Source organism: Bradyrhizobium sp. IAR9 (assembly GCF_013408065.1).
In the GTDB taxonomy this organism is placed as follows: Bacteria; Pseudomonadota; Alphaproteobacteria; order Rhizobiales; family Xanthobacteraceae; genus Bradyrhizobium.
The window spans coordinates 96769-116891 of record NZ_JACBZW010000019.1; the positions used below are offsets into that span (position 1 = coordinate 96769).

Genomic DNA, 20123 nt, shown 5'->3' on the forward strand with positions numbered 1-20123 from the left:
GGTCAGCTGTCACCCTGCCCCAGCGGTCCGACGATCTCCGTGAGCGAGACGCCGAAGCGGGAATTGTCCTCTTCGACGACGACCACCTCGCCGCGGGCGACGATGCGGCCGTTGACGACGACGTCGACGGGCTCTCCGACCCGATGGTCGAGCGGAACCACCGCGCCGCGCCCGAGCTTCATCAGGTTCGCCACCGGAATGGTCGCCGATCCCAGCACCACCTGCATGGTGACCGGGATGCGCAAGATCGCATCGACATTGGCGAATTTGCCGCTCTCCTCCGCCGTGCGCGCGGCGATCTCCGCGAGCCGCTCCAGCGGAGTCGTGTCGGTATGCCCCTCGTCGGCGGCCGGTGCTCGCGTGGCAGTGTCATAGTCGAAGGATTGCGCCATCTGGTATCGCCTCTTGGTATTTCCGCTCCCGGAACGCCTCGGCGTTCCGCTCGTATTGGTTCTGCCGGCTCTCGCTTCAGTGCTTGTTCACCTCAGCGCCACCTGCGGTCGCGGCCGGCGCGAGCCCGCTGCGGGCGTCAAGCGCCGCAATCGCTTCGTGGGCCTGATCGATCTTGGTGGTCAGCACGTTCGCTAAGCGTCCGAGATTGGCGGTGGAATCATGCGCTGCGGTGATGACGGTGTCGAAGGCGCCCGCGGTCTCGTGGACGATGGTGGAGAATTCGCCCTGGTAGCTGCGCAGCCGCGCCAGCTCGCGGTGCATCCGCGTCACCCGCATGCTGGTGAAGGCGAGCGCGATCAGCAGCACGGCATCAACGAGATAGGATATCATCGACGAACTCCCGTTTCTGATCGACGGGATCGGCCACCTGCATGGCGTAATAGCCATCGAGCTGGCCGATCTGACACCAGAACAACACCTGGTTGTTGCTCTCGAGACGGGCCAGCGTGCGCGGCGTCGCCTCGAGCTCGAGCACCTGCCCCACCTTGAACTTCACGACGTCCTCGAGCGAAATCATCTTCTCGTCGAGCACCGCGCTCAGGGTCACCTCGGTCCGGTGGACCTCGCTCTCCATCTGCTCGCGCCAGCGCGGATCGGTCGCGCGACCGTCGCTGGCGGTGACCGTTGCAAGCTTCTGACGCAGCGGGTTGAGCGCGGAGTGCGGAATGATCAGGAACATCTGGCCGCCGCGGTAGAGTGCCTGCACCATCATGTTCGCGCAGATCGACATGTTGCTGGCGCGCCCGATCGCCAGCGAGGCCATCGCCGTCTCGACCCGCTCGACGCGGAAGGTGACGTTCGACGTGCCGGCAAAGGCGCTCTGCAGCGCCTTGGCGAACCGCTCGAACAGCGCCTGGACCAGGCGGATCTCGATGTTCGAGAAAGTGCGTTCGACATCGAGCGGCGGTTCCGCGCCGTCGGATCCGAACATCGCCTCGACCATCGTGAAGACGAAGTCGCGGTCCAGCATGATGATGACGCGCGAGTCCCACTGCTCGGCATAGAGCACCGCCGCGACCGCGTTGCCCTCGTAGTCCTTGATGATGTCGCCGAGGGGATCGTTGGTGATGCCGTTGACCGAGAAATAGCACGGCGTTCCCGCCATCGGCTGCAGGCTGTCGGTGCACGATGCCGCCATGCGATCGAAGATCACATTGAGCATCGGCATGCGTTCGATCGATATGCCGGCCGCGTCCAGCAGATAGTTCGGCAGCTGCTTGCGCTGATCGACCTCGACGTCTTCCATCATCATGCGCGGGCAGCCTTGGGTTCGGGCTCGGTGACGACGGCCTTGGGACCTGCGATCGTCTCGTTCTCGACGACGTCGATCGACGGCCGCTCGGTGCTCGCGATCATCTTGCGGCCGTGCTCGACGGCGATCTGCGGCATGGCGCCGTTCATGAACGCCAGCAGCGTCTGCTTGACGATGATGTAGGGCCGGCACTTCTTCTCGCGCGTCATCTTGATCTTGATCGCGAAGGGCGAAAGGACGCCGTAGGACAGGAAGATGCCAGCGAAGGTGCCGACCAGGGCCGCGCCGATGAAGCCGCCCAGCAGCTTCGGGGACTGGTCGAGCGCGCCCATCGCCTTGATGACGCCGAGCACGGCGGCGACGATGCCCAGCGCCGGCAGCGCCTCGGACACCGTCACCAGCGCATGATAGGGCGCCAGCTTGCTCTTCACGATGGTGTGGATCTCCTCGTCCATCAGCGCCTCGATCTCGTGCGTGCGCGCGTTGCCCATGATGATGAGGCGGACGTAGTCGCAGATGAACTGGAGCAGCGAGGGATCCCCGAGCACGCTCGGAAACGCCTTGAAGATCTCGGAGGACGCGGGATCGTCGATATGGGCCTCGACCTCGTTGCGGCCCTTGCCCCTGAGCTCGCGCATCAGGGCGTGGAGCGCGCCGAGCAGATCAAGGTAGTAGCGTTGGCCGGGCACCGCGCCGGTGATGGCCTGCATGCAGGCAACGCCGGTATCCACCACCGTCTTCCACGGATTGGCGACGATGAAGGTGCCGACCGCGGTCCCCATGATGATCACGAACTCCCACGGCTGCATGAGCACGGCCAGATGCCCGCCCATGGCGGCAAATCCGCCGAGCAGCGCCGCTACCGTGATGAAAATCCCCACGAAACTGCCCAACGCGCCGCTCCATCGCCAATCCCACCGGGAATATCTAGTCGGCGAGCCTTGCGCGAAGCTGGCTTCCCGCCTCGCCAGCCCCGCGCAAGCAATCGGCGGCAGCTTGGGGCGGCGTCGCAACAGCGGCCAGAGGGGCGCGTGTCATGCTATCCACCATCGCGGACTACACCAGACTGACCAAGGACATGGGCAAGTCGCTGACGCAGGTCGCGACACAGCCGGATGTCAGCCGCGAGACCGACTATTTCCTGAGCCATATCGGCAACGTGAAGACGATCGACGACTTCCTGAAGGACTATCGCCTCTATTCCTACGCGATGAAGGCCTTTGGCCTCAGCGATATGACCTACGCCAAGGCGTTCATGCGCAAGGTGCTGACCGAGGGTGTCGGGAACAAGAACACCTTCGCCAACAAGCTGACCGACACCCGCTACCGGGAATTCGCCACCGCCTTCAATTTCGCCGCCCTCGGCAGCAACGCCACGAAGACCACCCAGGCGACGACCGGGACGGCGACCCATTACGTCACGCAGACGATGGAGCAGAAGGCCGGCGACCAGAACGAGGGTCTGCGGTTGGCGCTCTATTTCACCCGCAAGGCGTCCACGATCACGACCGCCTACCAGGTGCTCGCGGACAAGGCGCTGACGCAGGTGGTGCAGACCGCGCTCGGCCTGCCCTCGACGATCAGCGCGGCCGACATCGACGCCCAGGCCAAGATGATCACGAACCGGGTCAAGCTCACCGATTTCCAGGACCCGGCCAAGGTCACCAAGTTCGTGCAGCGCTTTGCGGCGATGTGGGATGCGACCCAGGCCCAGAGCGACAATTCGACCAATCCCGCGCTAGTCCTGATCGGCGGTGCCAGCTCGGCCAGCATGGATATCGACATGCTCTCGAAACTTCAGTCCCTCCGGTTCGGAAAGTAGACCATGCAATCGGCCCTCTATGTGGGATTGTCGGCCCAGGTCGCCCTCGAAAAGCGCCTCCAGACGATCGCCAACAACGTCGCCAACGTCAACACGGCAGCATTCCGCACCGACGTGGTGAAGTTCGAGACCGTGCTGTCCAAGGCCGGCGCAAACCCGGTCGCCTTCTCCTCGCCCGGCGACAACATCATCTCGCGCGAGCAAGGCAACATCACCGAGAGCGGCAATCCGCTCGACGTCGCCGTGGTCGGCCAGGGCTGGATCGCCTTCGCAGGTCCCAACGGCACGGTCTATACCCGCGACGGCCGGCTCCAGATCGCCGCCAACGGCGATCTTCAGACCGTAAGCGGCTTTCCCGTCGTCGATTCCGGCGGCGCGCAGATCACGCTGGACCCGAACGGCGGACCGATCTCGATCTCGCGCAGCGGAGCGATCACCCAGGACAACAACGAGATCGGCACCATCGGCCTGTTCAACATTCCGGCTGACGCCAATCTCGAGCGCTACGGCAATTCCGGCGTGACGCCGGACCGGCCTGCGAGCGCCATCGCCGATTTCTCCCGCGACGGCTTCAAGCAAGGCTATGTCGAGGGCTCCGGCGCCAATCCGATGATGGAATTGACCAAGCTGATCGCGGCCTCGCGTGCCTTCGACGGCACCAATTCGATGATCGAGGGCACCGAAAGCTCGCTGCAGAACGCAATCCGGACGCTGGGCGAACCCGGCAAGTAGACCGCGCCTCGCGCGCATTGAGATTGAGGTTGGACGGTTTCCTTGAACGCTCTTCGGCAACTCGAGTGGGCGCTGCTGGAGCTTCAGCAGAGCACTCCCCTGGCAAGCGTCAGCGGCGCGATCTCCGAGATCGCGCCGACGCATTTCCGTGTCTCCGGCCTGTCGCGCTTCGTCAGGCTCGGCGAGCTCATCGGCGTCAATTCGGGCGGCAAGCCGCAGATCGGCGAGGTGGTGCGAATCGACAGCGAGGGCATCATCGCCAAGCCGTTCGACCGGCAGTTCGCCGGCGGCCTCGGCTCGGTCGCCTACCGGATGCCGCCCTTGTCCTTTGCACCCGATCCGAGCTGGAAGGGTCGCGTCATCAACGCCCTCGGCGCGCCGCTGGATGGATTGGGGCCCCTCACGCCGGGCCCACAGGCGGTCTCGGCGGAGGCTGAGGCGCCCTCGGCCATGAAGCGCGCACGCGTGCACAAGCCGCTGCGCACCGGCGTACGCGTCATCGATTTGTTCGCGCCGATCTGCGCCGGCCAGCGCGTCGGCATCTTTGCCGGCTCCGGCGTCGGCAAATCGACGCTGCTTGCCATGCTCGCCCGCAGCCAGGGTTTCGACACCGTCGTGCTGGCCCTGGTCGGCGAGCGCGGCCGCGAGGTGCGCGAGTTCATCGAGGACGTGCTGGGCAACGATCGCCAGCGCGCCGTCACCATCGTGTCGACCGGAGACGAAAGCCCGATGATGCGGCGGCTGGCGCCGAAGACGGCCATGGCGGTCGCGGAATATTTCCGCGACCGGGGCGAATCGGTGCTGCTCATGGTCGATTCGATCACCCGTTTCGCCCACGCCGCCCGCGAAGTCGCGCTCGCCGCCGGCGAGCCTGCGGTCGCGCGCGGCTACGCGCCGACGGTCTTCACCGATCTGCCACGCCTTCTGGAGCGCGCCGGGCCCGGCGAGGAAGGTGCCGGCACCATCACCGGAATCTTCTCGGTGCTGGTCGACGGCGACGATCACAACGAGCCGATCGCCGATACCATCCGCAGCACGCTCGATGGGCACATCGTGCTCTCTAGGCACATCGCCGACCAGGCGCGCTATCCGGCCGTCGATGTGCTGGCTTCGGTCTCGCGCCTCGCCCACAACGTCTGGGATCCCGAAGAGCGCGAATTGGTCAGCAAGCTGCGCGCCTTGATCGCCAAATACGAGGACACGCGCGACCTTCGCCTGATGGGCGGTTATCAGTCGGGACGTGATTCGGGCCTCGACCAGGCGGTCGACATGGTTCCGAGAATCTACGGCGCGATGCGACAGGACGCTTCGGCTCCGCCGAGTGCCGATCCGTTCCGCGAGCTGCGAGACATGCTCAAGGGCGAATAGCAGCGCGAGAGGCCGCGACCGCCCGCAACATGCGCCGCTATCCTGCTCCTGCCCGTTGTTTTCGACAGGAGATTGCGCATGCCACCACGCCGCCCGCGCATGCGCCGCACGGCCGTCGCCGGTTTTCCGCCCTGAGCGCGGCCACCACTCGGGTGAGAGCAGCGGACGACCGCGCCGGAAGCGACCGCACCGGCGATTCTGCGAGCAAACGGTCAACAACCGGCGCGTGTAATTCTTCCGAATTCCCTTGACGATTCTCCGGCTCCACCCACAAGTTGTGGATGACCTGCCGAACTCATCGTCGTCATGCACAAGCTTCGATCAATTTGCGTCGATCACGGACAGCAGGACGCCGTGCAATCATGGCGTCGCAGAGTTGAGTGCATGCTGCTTGCCGGACAGCGTATTGCGTTCACTATCATGTGTCCCGATGAGCGAGATTGTCTTGAACGTTACATTCGCCTGCAACGACATCTGGGCTCCGCGAGCCTCTCTACTTGATTTTGTTGAGAAGCTCATTCATCGTTTCGACGGAATATAAGAAACGTCTGCGTGTGACTTGAACTCAGGGGCTTCGGTTGAACTATTCCGATCCATCGTCTGCTGGCGACGGCAACTCGGGCTCCCGTGCGACGACGCTGTTGGCATGCCAACGACGCAGTTCGTCACTCCGAAGCACGCGACGCGCATCGGTCCAGGTCGGCCGCGCTATAATTCGTTCCTATGAACGAGAGCTCGACACGACGCATTCGCCGGACAGCTGCAGCCGTTCGATGTCTTTCGAAGGTTTCGCGAGCCAGGATGCAAAGCGGCTTCGGGGCGCCGCAGACGAAGTTCCGGGGACGAGGTAGATTCATGCCATTGGCACGGGAAGCCGTCGAGCTGCTGGTTCAGGCGGCGAGGGCTTGGTATTTCGAAGGCAATCAGCATGGATTGCGCGATCGCGAATGGATGGCGCTGCGCTTTCTCGGCCGCGCCAACAGGTTTTCGCGCACGCCGTCCGCGCTGGCCGGCTTCATCGGCGCCACCAGAGCAACTGCATCGCAGATCGTGAAAACGCTGGAGAGCAAATCCTTTCTGGTGCGCAAGCCGTCGCAAGAGGACAAGCGTTCTGTCGTCCTGCACGTCACCGCCCAGGGCGAGAAATGCCTGAACCAGCACGACCCGATCAATCACGTGGTCAATGCGGTCACCTCGCTTGGAAACGACGAATGCGTCAGGCTGCGCGACTCGCTCCGCGAAGTTCTCAATCACCTCGACGCGGCCCATCAGCGGCTCGATGCCAGCGTCTGCCGCGACTGCATGTTTCTCGCTGAACGCGGCCCGGCTACCTCCAAAGGACGCGCGAGCGCCGAATTCATGTGCCGGCTGTATCGCGCTCCAGTCTCGCTCGATGAGACCGAACTGCTGTGCACCAGTTTCGAGCGCACCCGCGACCGCCCCAAGATCGAGGAGCATCTCGACCGCGCGCGGATGGCAAGCCAGGGCTGAGACGCACGCAATTTCCGCGCGAGTGGTTGCGGCACAGCCCGCGGACAACTTCGCAGCGCCGGTCTCTGAACGACGCATGCAGTTCCCTCGTGTCCCGGACAAGCCGCAACGCTGACAGCGTTGCTGCGCAGATGCTTCGCATCGCCAGGGAGACGCTGCGCTGCGTCCGGGGCACGCGAGCAGTGCTATGACGCCCGCTCCCTCCACGCCGTCATTGCGAGCGCAGCGAAGCAATCCAGACTCTTTCCACGGAAGGATTCTGGATTGCTTCGTCGCAAGAGCTCCTCGCAATGATCGAGCGTCCTGCAATCACCTCTGTCGCCGAAACCGAATTTCGGTAGATCGAAATATTTGCACCGCGATTCTCGGAGCAGCGAAACAGGCTCGGTTGCCGTAGCCCGGATGGAGCGCCAGCGTAATCCGGGATGGCCCGCGATGCCGGACGAGCGGTCCCTACACCATCGGGCAGCGCATTCACGCGACCCGTTGGCTCGATCCGGGCAACACGGGGGCGTCAGGCATCACGCGGGCGCACAAAAAAACACCCGGCGGTTTCCCGCCGGGTGTTCATCACGTGGTTCGAAAGATCTTACCAGTTGCGCTGGGCGCGGAGCAGCAGGGTGACGCTGTCCTGATCCTTCAGCTCGTACAGGGCGGCCGGCTTGGCCGTCGTGCCGGCACCGGCGTAGCCAACCGTGCCCGAGTACTTCTGGTCGAGACGGGTCCAGTTCAGGTCGCCCGAGAACGTCAGGTTCTTGACCGGGGTCCAGCGGGTGATGATACCGACCTGGCCGACGGCGAAGTCAGGGTTACAACCCGTGACACCGGCGAGACCGCCGAACACGCCGCCTGCACCGCCAGCGCCGCAGAGAGCGGTCTTGGCGACCGAGCCGTACTGCGCCTGAGCGTAGGCGCCGTACAGCGCGGTGTTCCAGTAGGGATCCCAGTTGTGGGTGTAAGCGCCGCGGAAGCCCCAGGTCTTGACGGTTTCCTGCTGGCCGCCCGTGACGAACACGGTGTCCGGAGCATAGGCGAAGCCGACGCTCTGATAGGCGACGCCCGAGCTGCCGAACATCGAGTAGCTGCTGCCCGCCAGGTTCTGGAAGTTGTAGCGGGTCGCGCCGTCGGTGTAGACGCCCGAAATGTTGATCACGTCACCCGCACCGGTCGGGATGTTCTTGATCGACAGAGCGAGCTGAACCGCCCAGCCCCACTTGTCGTCGGGGTGACCGGTGGCTTCATTCGCGCCGTAGTAGGCGACGTGGTTGTCATGCGCAGCGACCGACGCCTGGAACATGCCCCAAGCCTGGTCGACACGAACCATACCGACGAGGTTCGGCGAACGCGAGCCGCCGATGGCGTTGGTGCCGTACGTACCGCCGACCATGCTGCCGACGGTCGCGCCGGTCAGGTTCACGTTGCCGGCCTGGTAGTAGGCCGTCGCGTCTTCCGCCGAGAACGACGCCGTCACGCCCTGACCGAAGTCAGCGGTGTAGGTGAACTGGTTGACACCAGTGACCGTGCCGCTGCCGCCGACGAGGCTGTCGATGTTGTTGCCGGGATAGTTGGTCCAGGGCGCGTCGAACTGCGACACGGCCTTACCCATGGTGAAGCCGGCGAACTGGATGAAGGCGTAGTACACGCCGAGCGAACCGCCCGAGGTGTTGCCGTCGGTGCCGTTGATCGACGAACCAACGAGCGCCGGGGTGGCGCCGGAGGTGTTGAGGCCGAGGTTGCCGGTATAGACCGTGCCGCCCGTCGCGGAGCCGGAGCCCTGATAGCCACCGGTGGTCCAGGTGAACACGCCGTCGAAGAAGGTACGGACGACGCCGTATTCGGTCGCGGTGCGCGTGTCGATGTTGAGATCCTGACGAGCGCGCATCTGGTAGTAGTTGCTGAGGCGGTTGTGCGCACCAGCCGGGGAGCCGTTCGAGATGCCGTAGTTGCTGTTGGTGTTGAACGCGACTTCAGCGCGCAGGTAACCACCCAGCTTGATGCAGGTGTCGGTGCCCGGGATGTAGTAGAAGCCGGCGCCGTACAGCGAGCAGATCTTCACGTATTCGACGGCCTTGGCCTTCACGGGGAGATCGGCTGCGAACGCCCCGGAGACGGCCATCAGGCCGGCAGCCGAGCCGAGAAAGAGCGTCTTCGTCAACTTCATTAGTAAACCTCCAGGTCGGTTCAGGGGGCTCGGCTCCTCGGAGGACGCCGCTTAACCCACTTAATTTCCGTTCAATTCAGGTCCGCACTGAAGGTCCGGACTGAAACGACAGTGAGGTGCCCCCCCTCCGTCGTAGCTTCACGTATAGTTTATAAAAACAACGGCCTCAATTTATTGATTTAGTGAATCGTAACTTCCGTCGGAGATGTTGCCCGATGGCAACAGAGGCGATCGGAACGGCAACTAACTCTTTAATCCAAAACGAAAAAGCCCTCAGGGGGCATCCCGAGGGCTTTCTTGGAGGTCTCACATCGCTGTCCATCGACAGGGTCAAGAGCAGCAAAGATTGAGTGGGAGGAGACGTAATTTAATTAATTGCTTTTTGCAAGTACTAAACCGCGAACCGTTTCCGCCGTGCGGTGTCCGCCACAATTGTCCACGCGCGATATGCGAGACGATTCCCCAATATCCCATTAAAAGAGTGAACTGAGGGAAACGGGGGGCAGCCACATGATCGAGAAGAAACTCGACAGGGCGATTACGGACTTCATCTGGAACGTCGTCGAAATTCACTCCCAGCTGGAGGACATCCATACCTGCTGGGCCGGACTGCTGGGCATCACCGAGCCGCAGTGGCTGATCCTGATGGCGATCACCGAACTGGACGACGGGCGCGGCGTCGCCGGCATCGATATCGCGAACAAGTTGCGGGTCCACCCGGCCTTCGTGACCAACCAGACCAAGAGCCTCGAAAAGGGCGGCTTCCTGTCGCGGCGGCCGGCACCGGACGATGCCCGCTTCGTTCTGATGTCGCTGACGGAGAAGGCCACGACGGAAATCGAAAAACTATCCAAGAGAAAGCTCGCCTTGAATTCGACCATCTTCAACGAGCTCGACGAGAAGACCCTGGCTGAACTGAATGCCGCGCTGGCAACGATCGCCAGGAACGCGCGGCTGGCGGCACGATTGCTGGCTATCGACGTGTCGTGACGCGCGCCTCGGCTTCGAGGCGACCGCCCGAAGCATGGCGGCAAACACCGCTCTCAAATGCGATTCCCCCTGGGGCTAGAGATAGGTCACGGGGTCAAGCTGACGGGCCGTTCCGAGCTTGCTGCCGAGCCATTCGAAGACGAAGTCGTCGACAGCGATGAAATTCTCGACCTCGCCGAGCGGGTGCCGGACATTGTTGGGCACCACGACTGAGCAATCCGCTCCGGTCTGCCGATAGCCGGCTTGCAGATCGAGGGCATCCTGCTCCCATATCATGGAGCGGCTCCCGACGACCATGAGCAGCGGGCACGGGAGTCGACGCGACGGCGGTAGCGAACCCGTCGCGGCCCCGTCGGGGACCGCTTGCCCGAAACCGGTCATCCAGCGAAGCGACGCTCGACGCATCACCGGCGTCAAAAGTCCGCCATCGCACACGGCGGCCGCTATCCTGCGATCCGAGAGGGCAAGGCGGGACGCATGAGAGGCGCCCTCCCCTTCGCCATAGATTGCGATCCGCCGCGCATCGACATCGGGGCGAGCCTCCAGATAGTCCAACCAGCACTGAAGCCTGTGCTCCGGCTTGAAGGAGCGATGCACCGTTGAATTGCCGGCATCGACGAACAGGAGCGACATGGTCCCGCAGAGTGAGGCCGGCAACAGCCTGCTCATCATCGAGCCCAGGGTGATGTCCTCGTCGCTGAGGCAGATGACCGTCGGCGCGGAAGTCCCATGACGGAGCGCCGGCAGAAAGAAGCCGGCCAGCGCCCCTTGGTCGAAGCAATCAATCTTGACCCGCTCGATCGCCAGTCCGGCCTCCGCCTCGAAACCTCGCAGGCTGATGCCGACCTCGTCTGCGAGGCCGGCACTTTCGACATCTTCCGGACAAGACAAGCGTCTGACGACTTCGAGGGCCGTTAGCGAACACAGCCACGCTTCCCGCGAAACCCAGGCGGAACGGTTTTGGTGCGCGGATTCGGCCAAGGTCCGGTAGTCGTCCGCGACCTTCAACCAGTCCGAAATCCACAGATGCCGGTGCGTCTCATGCCCAAGCTCCGCGACGGACAGGCTTTGGAAAAATTGGGAGGCGCGATCCCGCAAGCGCGCCAAGCTTTGCCCGGCGCCGTCGCACGAGCCGTGAGGCCAATGATCACCTTCCATTTCAACCCCCGAGCGGCGCCGTCAACGGTTGCCCGGACTTGCGTCCAGACTAGCCGGCTTTGCATTCTGCGCAGCGTCCCGCGCCCCTGCTCGATGCGATCGCCGCCGCCCCTGATCGCGTCCATCGCGCTTGCGTCTGGCGAGGCAGCCCGCCGCGTCGACGTCTTTCGCCGCCATTCCAAACCAGCCCGCTTGAGCCCAAGGTCGAGGCCGGCCCAACTCAATCGTCACGTCCCAGCTCCATCGCTGAACACAGTTGCTTGCCGCGCACTCCGCCAGTCTTGCGATCAGACTTGCGATGCGGGCCCTGACTTTTCTTGTTGCGATCGGCGAACTGAAATGACTCACTTCGCCGACGTAAAATACATGCCTGCGTAGGCCGGCATTGTGAAAGCACGATATGGTGAGAGATGCGGCGGATTGCCGCTTCATCAATGCCGAAAGGCAAATGTGACAACAAGAAAACAGCGCGACCAGCCGACGTGGCGATCATCGGCACGCGACATGCACGATCGCACCTCACGCTGAGCCGGGACGAGCGAGACATCCTCCGGCCTACCGGATTCGGTAAAGCCGTATGGCGTTGAGTGAGCCGATTGACAGCCGCAGGTGGCGGCACAGCAAGGACCCGTCGGGCAAAATTGGGGCTCGTAGCGGATGAGCGCGGCATGAGCCTGGTCCTTGCCGGCAGGCCGAAGTATTTGCCGGACTTCGCTCCATCGCGGCCGCCGGATCCTGGCGCACCTTGTATGCATTATCCCAGTTGCCATCCCCGCGCACTTCGCTTTACATGCCGGCAACTCGCCCGCGGATGACGGCCGGGGCTCAAAGAATCACACACATTGTCAAAGGGACGGAATATGGCGCGCAACATATTGATTCTCGGGGCTTCTTACGGCTCGCTGCTGGGGACGAAGCTGCTGATGGCCGGGCACAATGTGACCCTGGTCTGCCGCGCCAAGACCGCGGAGCTGATCAACCGCGAAGGTACCGAGGTGCGCATCAAGCTGCGTGACGAGGCGGTGCACCGGGCGATCTTCTCGCGCAACCTGCCCGGCAAGCTCGACGCCGTGACCCCCGCCAATGTCGACCTCTCCCGCTACGACATGGTCGGCCTTGCGATGCAGGAGCCGCAATACACCAACCACACAGTTCGCGTTCTCATGGTCAAGATCGCCGCGGCGAAGCTGCCGTGCCTGTCGATCATGAACATGCCGCCGCTGCCCTATCTGAAGCGGATCCCGGCGCTCGCCGACATGGATCTGGAAGAGGCCTACACCAATGCCCAGGTGTGGGAGCGGTTCGAGCCGAGGCTGGTGACGCTGTGCTCGCCCGACCCGCAGGCGTTCCGTCCGCCGGAAGAAGCCGCCAACGTGCTGCATGTCGGCCTGCCCACCAACTTCAAGGCGTCGGTGTTCGCCGACGAGAAGCACAACAAGGTGCTGCGCGAGCTGGAGGCCGACATCGATGCGGTGACGCTCGACGGCCACGACGTGCCGGTGAAGCTGAAAGTGTTCGATTCCCTGTTCGTGCCGCTGGCGAAATGGTCGATGCTGCTCACCGGCAATTACCGCTGCATCACGCCGCACGATCCGCAGTCGATCCGCGACGCCGTGCACGGCGACCTCAGCCGCTCGCAGACGATCTACGACCATGTCGACGCCATCGCCCGCAAGCTCGGCGCCGATCCGCAGGACCAGGTGCCGTTCGCGAAATACGCCAAGGCCGCCGAGAGCCTGCTCAAGCCGTCATCGGCGGCGCGCGCGGTCGCGAGCGGCGCGCCCTTCATCGAGCGCGTCGACCTCCTGGTGAAGCTGATCTCGCATCAGCTCGGCGTGCCCAACGCCGAGATCGACCGCACGGTCGAGACCGTCGATCTGAAGCTGAACGAGAAGATCGTGCAGGGCGGATCCGGCGCGCAGTAAGCGCGCCGCCTCCACCGACGTTCGACGCTCACGCGCTCAGGAATGATTGAAGCCAGATCAGGCCGGTCACCGCGACAAGCGTGACCGCGCCGGTGCGCGTGACCAGGTCGGGATGCCCGAATCGGCGCGCGCCGCGGCCGAGTGTTGCGCCCAGAGTGATCCACGCGGCGCCAGCGGTGACAATCTGAAGCGCAATCGCGCCCAACCAGGGCAACAGTTCAAGCGGCCCTGCTCCAAGTGGCAGGAGCAGGAAGGCGAAGACGAGCGCTTTCGGGTTCAACAGGGTTGTGAGCAGCACCTGGCCGAACGTCACCGGTGCACCGTCGCGCAGCTCGCGCGTGTTGACTCGCCAGAGCATGACGGCAAGGCACAGGATGTAGATGGTCACCGCGACGCGAAGCACGACCGCCGCGAGCGGGATATCCATGACGATGGGCCCGAGCGCCAGCCGCAACAGCGCGATCGCCAGCAGATAGCCGGCGAGCTCCGCCACAAGCAGATGAAGCGAGCGCGCGATCCCGATCCCTGCGCCCGATGTCGCGAGCAAGGTGTTGGTCGGCCCGGGCACGGCCAGCAGGAAATAGGTCGCCGTGAAGAAGGTCAGGAAGCTCATGCGCCTGAGCTAGCAGGCCCCTGGCCAGGCTGGTTTGATCTTCATCATCGAATCCGGTCGTCAAAGCCCGGAATCGACCCGAATCCGCCCACCCCCGTGGTCGCCGATTTGCGAAAACGTTGCATCCGTGCGAGGTCTGGCCTTACGTAACGGAGGCCGCCGAGATGCTTCGGCAGAGACTCCAGATGCCGGCTGCGGGCAGCAGGTTCCAAGCCTGCCCGCGATAGCCGGATTGACGGGCGAAAGAACAAGTCATCGAAGATGGATCAGTCGACGTTGCAGGTCGCTCGCGCGGTGGAGGCCGGCGCGACAACCATGAAGAGTGTCATCGACGCGACCGGATTGTCCCGTCTCAAGGTCGAGCGCGCCTTGAACACGCTGGAGAAGCAGAAGGTGCTCGTTCGCGACGGCCAGGGCTTCAAGGCAGCCGGCCAGCCGAAGACGGCGCCGTTCGCCCGGCAATGCGGATCGTGCAACGCCTGCTGCGACATTCTCGAGGTGGCGGCCGTCGACAAGCCGGTGAACCAGCTCTGCAAGCACTGGCAGACGGGCACCGGCTGCACCATCTACGACCGCCGCCCCCAGATGTGCCGCTCCTTCGTCTGCGCCTGGCTGCAGGGGCATCTCGACGATGACTGGTTCCCGGCGAAGTCGGGGATCATCGTCCATTTCAGCCAGGATGCCGTGAACGTCACGGTCGACGACCATTGCCCGGATCGCTGGCGCGAGGAGCCGTATTTCAGCAAGCTCGCCGAATGGTCGCTGAATGGCATCAGGCGGATCGGAAACCGGGGCTATGCGACCCTTGTCGTCTCCGGCGCCGACCGCTTCCTGCTGCTTGGACGCACGGTCGTTCCCGAGCCGACCCTGTTCGGCACGGCCTTCGTGCCGCTGACGGCCGACACGTTCCGGTTCTGGCGAGCGACATCGCCGGAACATTTGCAACGGTTGCACGAGCGCATCGCCGAGATGGAGCGGATCAGGCAGGAATTCGGCTCTTGCGTCATCCCGGCGAACGAGGACGATGATCCGCAAGCCCCCTATCGGCCCGCACTTTTACGGCTATCGAATCACGCCTGAACGCCGCCGTGGGCAACGCGGCCTGATCAGCGCCGTGCCGCTCGACGCGCCGCGGCGGGATTGATAAGCCCCTGTCCGCGAATGACGGGGACTTGAGTCGGGCATGACGGTTGCAATCGAGATGGGGCAGACCACGGCGGGCGCCGCGGCTGCCATGGACCTCGAGGAACTCTTGGCGACCCGTCTCCTGGTGCAGGGCAATTCGGGCTCCGGCAAGTCGCATCTGCTGCGGCGGCTGCTGGAACAGAGCGCGCCCTGGGTGCAGCAGGCCATCATCGACCCCGAAGGCGATTTCGTCACGCTGGCCGAACGCTTCGGCCATCTCGTGATCGAGGCCGAGGATCACACCGAGCGCGGCCTTCAGGTCGCCGGCGAGCGCGCGCGGCTGCATCGCGTCTCCACGGTGCTCAATCTCGAAGGGCTCGACGCCGAAAACCAGATGCGCCGTGCGGCCGCGTTTCTCGGCGGGATGTTCGACGTCGACCGCGACCATTGGTATCCGATGCTCGTGGTCGTCGACGAGGCGCAGCTGTTCGCGCCGGCGGTGGCCGGCGAAGTCTCGGACGAGGCGCGAAAACTCTCGCTCGGCGCCATGACCAATCTGATGTGCCGCGGCCGCAAGCGCGGGCTGGCCGGCATCATCGCGACCCAGCGGCTGGCGAAGCTCGCCAAGAACGTCGCGGCGGAAGCCTCCAATTTCCTGATGGGCCGCACCTTCCTCGACATCGACATGGCGCGCGCCGCCGATCTGCTCGGCATGGAACGGCGGCAAGCCGAATCCTTCCGCGATCTCGAGCGTGGGCAGTTCATGGCGCTGGGACCTGCGCTGTCGCGCCGGCCGCTGCGTTTGCATATCGGGCCGACCGACACGAGCCCACGCAATTCCACGCCGCGGCTGATGCCGCTGCCGGAATCCTCGCTTGAAGATATGCGCGCCGTGATCCTGGCCGCGCCGCCGCCCGATGCCAGCCGGCCACAGCGCCGGCCGGCGCCGGATCTGCTCGAACAGCTCCGCGCCGCGAAGGCCGCCGCCACGCCGGAGATCCGGCCCGACTTGGTCGAGGTGCCCGTCAGCGCCGAAGAGCTCGCGGAACGGCGCGAGCGCGTCGCGCGTACGCTGCGCGCCGTGCTGGCGGAGCCCGACGCGGGCTTCCGCGCCATCGGCGTGCTCTATCAGGAGTTCGTGGTCCGCTGCCGCATTGAGGGCTTAGGGGCGGCCGTGCCCGACCTCAACGAATTCCGCCGCATGCTGACGCATGCGCGCGCCGGCCTCGGCACCGATCTCACTGATGACGACGCGTGGCAGGACGTGTCGCTGCGCGCATCCATCTTGCCCGACGACATGCAGGGCGTGTTCATGATGATCGCGCGCGCCGCGAAGGAAGGCTGGCCGTGTCCCGGCGACGCCGCGATCGCGCGCGCCTATGGCTCGCATTCGCTGCGCCGGGCGCAGCGGCTGCTCGGCTACATGGAGGAGCAGGGCCTGATCGTGGTCCAGCTCGACGGCGGCGGACGCAGGATCGTGACGCTGGTCGAGCTGGCTTGGGCCACGGCCCCCGGCGATCCCAATGGCGATGATCTGCCGGCGGAGCAAGCAGCGAGCGCCGTGTCGGCCTGAGCGTCAGGCGGCCTCGGAGCCGCCGAGATAGGCATCGCGGATTCGAGGATCATCCTTCAGCGCCCGCGCCGGGCCTGACAGCACGATCTTGCCGGTCTGCAGCACATAGGCTTCGTGCGCGATCTCCAGCGCGAGGCTGGCGTTCTGCTCGACCATGAACACCGAGACGCCTTCCTGATTGATGGTGCGGATCAGTTCCAGCACGCGGTCGACATAGAGCGGCGACAGACCCATGGTCGGCTCGTCCATCACGATCATCCTGGGACGGCTCATCAGCGCCCGCGCCATCGCGACCATCTGCTGCTCGCCGCCCGACAACGAGCCCGCGCGCTGCGACAGCCGCTGACCGAGCTTCGGGAATAGGGTGAGCATCCTGTCGAGATCCTGCGCCACCGCGTCGCGGTCGTTGCGCACGAAGGCGCCCATCAGGATGTTCTCGCGCACGCTCATGTCCGCGAACAGCCGCCGCGCCTCCGGCACCGAAGCGATGCCGCGACGGACGATCTGCGGCGTGGTCAGCCCGATCAACGATGCGCCGTCGAACGTGACATCGCCCGAGCGCGGCTTCACAAGGCCCAAGATGATCTTCATCGTCGTCGACTTGCCGCTGGCGTTGCCGCCGAGCAGGCAGACGATGTGGCCGCGCGCGACCGTGATCGACAAATCGAAATGCACTTGGGCCTGCCCGTAGAACGTATTGACGTTCGACAATGCCAGCAGAGGTTCGGGGGCGCTCGTCGTCATGCTGCGCTCTCCTGCTCCGACGTCCCTGATAGCCCGTGGCCAAGATAGGCTTCGATCACCTTGGGATCGCTCCGCACCGCTTCGCCCGGCCCTTCCGCGATCTTCTTGCCCTCGTCCATGACGATGACGCGGTCGGACAGGCGCATCACCATCTCCAGCTTGTGCTCGATCAGGAGGATGGTCAGCCCCTCCGCCTTGAGCTCGGCGACCAGCGCCTGCATCTCCGCGGTCTCGGTCGGGTTCATGCCGGCCGTGGGCTCGTCGAGCAGCAGCAGGCGCGCCTTCAGCGCCAGCGCGCGTGCGATCTCGACACGGCGGCGGTTGGCGTAAGACAGACTATAGGCCGGCTGGTCGATCCGCGGCAGCAGCCGTTCGCCGAAGCGGGCGAGAATGGCTTTCACCTCCTCGCGCAGCCGCTCTTCCTCAGCCCTGACGCTGGTGGGACGCAGCAGCGCCAACCCCAATTCCAGCAGCGGGCCGATCACCGGCACCGCCGGCTTCACCGCACGCAGCCGCGTGTGGGCGCCGATCAGGACGTTGTCCATCACGCTGAGATTGCCGAAGACGCGGCCGAGCTGGAACGTGCGCGCGATGCCTTCGGCGGCGAGCCGCTCCGGCGACAGGCCGGTGATGTCCTGACCTTCGAAGTGGACGACGCCGGCGTCGGGGCGATCAAGACCGGTCACGAGGTTGAACAGCGTCGTCTTGCCGGCGCCGTTCGGGCCGATGATGCTGATGAGCTCTCCCCTGGCGAGATCGAGGTCGATGGCGTCGACCGCGGTGAGGCCACCGAAGCGCCGCGTCAGCCCACGCAAGGACAGCATGGTCGTGTGCTGCTCCGCCATCACATCGTCCCCAGCAGGCCCTGCGGCCTGAACCGCACCAGCAGCAACAGCACGATGCCGTAGATCAGGATGCGATACTCCGCCGCGATCCGAAAGACCTCGGGCAGGCCGACCAGCGCCACCGATCCCAGAATCGCGCCGACGACATTGCCGAGACCGCCGAGGATGACCACGGTCAGCGCCAGGATCGATTGTTGCGTGTTGAAGGTCTCGTGGTTGATGTAGGAGTAGAGGTGCGCAGCGATGCCGCCGCTGACGCCGGCGGCGAACCCGCCGAAGATAAAGGCCAGCGACTTGTAGCGGTTCAGGCTGAGGCCATAGGCGCGCGCGGCGATGTCGTCGTCGCGGATGGCGCGAAAGCTGCGGCCGAGGTGCGATGTCAGTAGCCGCCCCTGCAGCAGCGCCAGCACGACCATCACCGCGAAGCTGAACCAGTAGATCGAGGTCGGGCTGATCAGATCGTAGCCGAACAGCGACAGCGGCGGGATGCCGGAGATGCCGATCGGGCCGCGCGTGACGCTCTCCCAGTTCAGGATCACCAGGGAGACGATCTCGCCGATGGCGAGCGTCGCGATCGACACATAATGCCCGCGCAGGCGAAACGACGGCGAGATCAGCGCGGTGCCGAGCGCGGCGCACATCAGGCCGCCGCCGATGATCGAAAGGCCCACGGGAACGGAGAATGTCAGCGACAGCAGCGCCGAGGTGTAGGCGCCGATCGCGAGCAGCGCGGCGTGACCGAGCGAGACCTGGCCGATCGTGCCCGCAACCAGTGTCAGGCTGAGCGCGAGCATGCCGAGCAGCCAGGCATTGATCAAGGTCTGCAGCACGTAGAACGACACTGGGAAGAACGGGAGGACCGCGAAGATCGCGGCCGCAACAGCCAAGGCCCAGCGCGGAATGCGCAGCGGGCGGCTCGGCGCGATGAAGGTGCCGGTGAGCGGCTCGGGCGGCGCCTGCCGCGCGCTCGCGAACAGGCCGTTCGGCCGCAGCACGAGCACGACGACGAGCAGCAGGAACGCGAACAGATTGCGGTAGCTGGTGCCGAATACCGCAACGCCGTAGCTCTCGACGAGACCAAGCAGCAGGCTGCCGATCACCGCGCCGGGCACATTACCGGCGCCGCCGACGACTTCAGCGACGACGCCCTTGAGCGTCGCCTGCAGGCTCATCGCGGTGTCGATCTGGTTGTAGTACATGCCGACCAGCATGCCGGAGACGCCGCCGAGCGCGGCGGCAATGCCGAACACCGCCTGATTGACGCGGTTGACGTCGACGCCCATCTGCATCGCCGCGTCGCGGTCTTGCGACGCCGCGCGCACCGCCCAGCCGAGCTTGGAGTAACGCAGGAACACGAACAGCAACAGCGCACTGGTGAGGCCGACGCCCGCAATGAGCAGATCGAGCGGACCGATGGTGCCGCCGCCGACCTGGAAGCGGACATCAGGCAACTGGCTCGGCAGCGCGCGCGGATTGGGCGAGAAGGTCAGCATGACCAGCTGATCGAGCACGAAGCTGATGCCGATCGTGGCGAGCAACGGCGCGATCCGCACCGAGTTCTGCAGCGGACGCAAGCCGAACCGCTCGATGATCAATCCGACGAGCGCGGCAGCCACCGCGACCACGATGATGGTGAGCGGCAGCGGCGTATGCAGCTGCACCACGGCGACCCAGCCGATATAGGCACCGACCAGATAGATCGAGCCTTGCGCGAAGTTGATCAGCCGGCTGACGCCGAAGATCAGCGCGAGCCCGACCGCAACGAGGGCGTAGACATTGCCGACGATCAGCCCGTTGATCGTATAGTCGAGCCAGGAAGACAAACGGTGATCCCCGCGTAGAATGAAGTCGGCCGAAGCGGTTGCTCCAGC

Annotated in this window: 19 protein-coding genes; 8 read left to right on the top strand and 11 right to left on the bottom strand. The window is 64.7% G+C overall.

Going from position 1 to position 20123, the window contains the following annotated elements:
- Positions 1 to 2 precede the first annotated feature (2 nt).
- The 4 genes from fliN to motA all read right to left on the bottom strand — a co-directional run bounded on the left by fliN (position 3) and on the right by motA (position 2598).
- Entirely contained in the window at positions 3 to 392 is a 390-nt protein-coding gene (gene fliN / locus GGD67_RS35335) for a flagellar motor switch protein FliN (RefSeq protein ID WP_179739272.1), read from the bottom strand.
- A gap of 76 nt (positions 393 to 468) precedes the next feature.
- Positions 469 to 783, bottom strand: a complete 315-nt coding sequence (locus GGD67_RS35340; protein ID WP_092253783.1) for a hypothetical protein — start codon at positions 781 to 783, stop codon at positions 469 to 471.
- Positions 764 to 1705, bottom strand: coding sequence for a flagellar motor switch protein FliM (locus tag GGD67_RS35345; RefSeq protein WP_092253785.1), 942 nt, complete (start codon positions 1703 to 1705; stop codon positions 764 to 766). Before GGD67_RS35345 ends, GGD67_RS35340 begins: the two co-directional genes overlap by 20 nt.
- Positions 1702 to 2598 (bottom strand): flagellar motor stator protein MotA, encoded by an 897-nt coding sequence (gene motA / locus GGD67_RS35350; protein ID WP_028145751.1) that lies wholly within the window; start codon positions 2596 to 2598, stop codon positions 1702 to 1704. Before motA ends, GGD67_RS35345 begins: the two co-directional genes overlap by 4 nt.
- Positions 2599 to 2741: 143 nt before the next feature.
- On the opposite strand from motA, the gene GGD67_RS35355 reads away from it, so the two are divergent.
- The 4 genes from GGD67_RS35355 (at position 2742) to GGD67_RS35370 (ending at position 7118) form a co-directional block, all read left to right on the top strand.
- Positions 2742 to 3527: a DUF1217 domain-containing protein gene (locus GGD67_RS35355; RefSeq protein WP_018318431.1), complete on the top strand. Its 786-nt coding sequence runs from the start codon at positions 2742 to 2744 to the stop codon at positions 3525 to 3527.
- Between the two features lie 3 nt (positions 3528 to 3530).
- Complete coding sequence (gene flgF, locus GGD67_RS35360; protein WP_018318430.1) at positions 3531 to 4259, top strand: flagellar basal-body rod protein FlgF; 729 nt, start codon at positions 3531 to 3533, stop codon at positions 4257 to 4259.
- Between the two features lie 42 nt (positions 4260 to 4301).
- Positions 4302 to 5627, top strand: coding sequence for a flagellar protein export ATPase FliI (gene fliI, locus GGD67_RS35365; RefSeq protein ID WP_179739275.1), 1326 nt, complete (start codon positions 4302 to 4304; stop codon positions 5625 to 5627).
- Between the two features lie 855 nt (positions 5628 to 6482).
- Complete coding sequence (locus GGD67_RS35370; protein WP_018318428.1) at positions 6483 to 7118, top strand: MarR family winged helix-turn-helix transcriptional regulator; 636 nt, start codon at positions 6483 to 6485, stop codon at positions 7116 to 7118.
- Between the two features lie 589 nt (positions 7119 to 7707).
- Here GGD67_RS35370 and GGD67_RS35375 read toward each other — a convergent pair.
- Entirely contained in the window at positions 7708 to 9279 is a 1572-nt protein-coding gene (locus GGD67_RS35375) for a porin (RefSeq protein WP_018318427.1), read from the bottom strand.
- Positions 9280 to 9789: 510 nt separating this feature from the next.
- Between GGD67_RS35375 and GGD67_RS35380 the strand changes: the two genes are divergently transcribed.
- The gene (locus GGD67_RS35380) at positions 9790 to 10269 is read left to right on the top strand and encodes a MarR family winged helix-turn-helix transcriptional regulator (protein WP_018318426.1); all 480 of its coding nucleotides are present in this window, start codon (positions 9790 to 9792) and stop codon (positions 10267 to 10269) included.
- Positions 10270 to 10344: 75 nt separating this feature from the next.
- Here GGD67_RS35380 and GGD67_RS35385 read toward each other — a convergent pair whose 3' ends face one another.
- Together GGD67_RS35385 and GGD67_RS35390 are read right to left on the bottom strand one after the other, a co-directional pair.
- Positions 10345 to 11427: an alpha/beta hydrolase gene (locus GGD67_RS35385; protein WP_179739278.1), complete on the bottom strand. Its 1083-nt coding sequence runs from the start codon at positions 11425 to 11427 to the stop codon at positions 10345 to 10347.
- Between the two features lie 220 nt (positions 11428 to 11647).
- Complete coding sequence (locus GGD67_RS35390) at positions 11648 to 11926, bottom strand: hypothetical protein (RefSeq protein ID WP_179739280.1); 279 nt, start codon at positions 11924 to 11926, stop codon at positions 11648 to 11650.
- A 361-nt stretch (positions 11927 to 12287) separates the two neighbouring features.
- Here GGD67_RS35390 and GGD67_RS35395 point away from each other — a divergent pair, with 361 nt between their 5' ends.
- On the top strand, positions 12288 to 13352 hold the full coding sequence (locus GGD67_RS35395) for a ketopantoate reductase family protein (RefSeq protein ID WP_179739283.1): 1065 nt from the start codon (positions 12288 to 12290) through the stop codon (positions 13350 to 13352).
- Positions 13353 to 13380: 28 nt separating this feature from the next.
- Here GGD67_RS35395 and GGD67_RS35400 read toward each other — a convergent pair whose 3' ends face one another.
- Positions 13381 to 13965, bottom strand: coding sequence for a LysE family translocator (locus tag GGD67_RS35400; protein ID WP_179739286.1), 585 nt, complete (start codon positions 13963 to 13965; stop codon positions 13381 to 13383).
- Between the two features lie 261 nt (positions 13966 to 14226).
- Here GGD67_RS35400 and GGD67_RS35405 point away from each other — a divergent pair, with 261 nt between their 5' ends.
- Complete coding sequence (locus GGD67_RS35405; protein WP_179739289.1) at positions 14227 to 15045, top strand: YkgJ family cysteine cluster protein; 819 nt, start codon at positions 14227 to 14229, stop codon at positions 15043 to 15045.
- Between the two features lie 103 nt (positions 15046 to 15148).
- Positions 15149 to 16663: an ATP-binding protein gene (locus GGD67_RS35410; protein ID WP_179739292.1), complete on the top strand. Its 1515-nt coding sequence runs from the start codon at positions 15149 to 15151 to the stop codon at positions 16661 to 16663.
- A gap of 3 nt (positions 16664 to 16666) precedes the next feature.
- Here GGD67_RS35410 and GGD67_RS35415 read toward each other — a convergent pair whose 3' ends face one another.
- The 3 genes from GGD67_RS35415 to GGD67_RS35425 are packed head-to-tail and all read right to left on the bottom strand — an operon-like array spanning position 16667 to position 20075.
- Positions 16667 to 17407 (bottom strand): ABC transporter ATP-binding protein, encoded by a 741-nt coding sequence (locus GGD67_RS35415; protein WP_038950176.1) that lies wholly within the window; start codon positions 17405 to 17407, stop codon positions 16667 to 16669.
- Positions 17404 to 18252, bottom strand: coding sequence for an ABC transporter ATP-binding protein (locus GGD67_RS35420; RefSeq protein ID WP_179739293.1), 849 nt, complete (start codon positions 18250 to 18252; stop codon positions 17404 to 17406). Before GGD67_RS35420 ends, GGD67_RS35415 begins: the two co-directional genes overlap by 4 nt.
- Positions 18252 to 20075, bottom strand: a complete 1824-nt coding sequence (locus GGD67_RS35425) for an ABC transporter permease (RefSeq protein WP_179739295.1) — start codon at positions 20073 to 20075, stop codon at positions 18252 to 18254. Before GGD67_RS35425 ends, GGD67_RS35420 begins: the two co-directional genes overlap by 1 nt.
- Positions 20076 to 20123 lie beyond the last annotated feature (48 nt).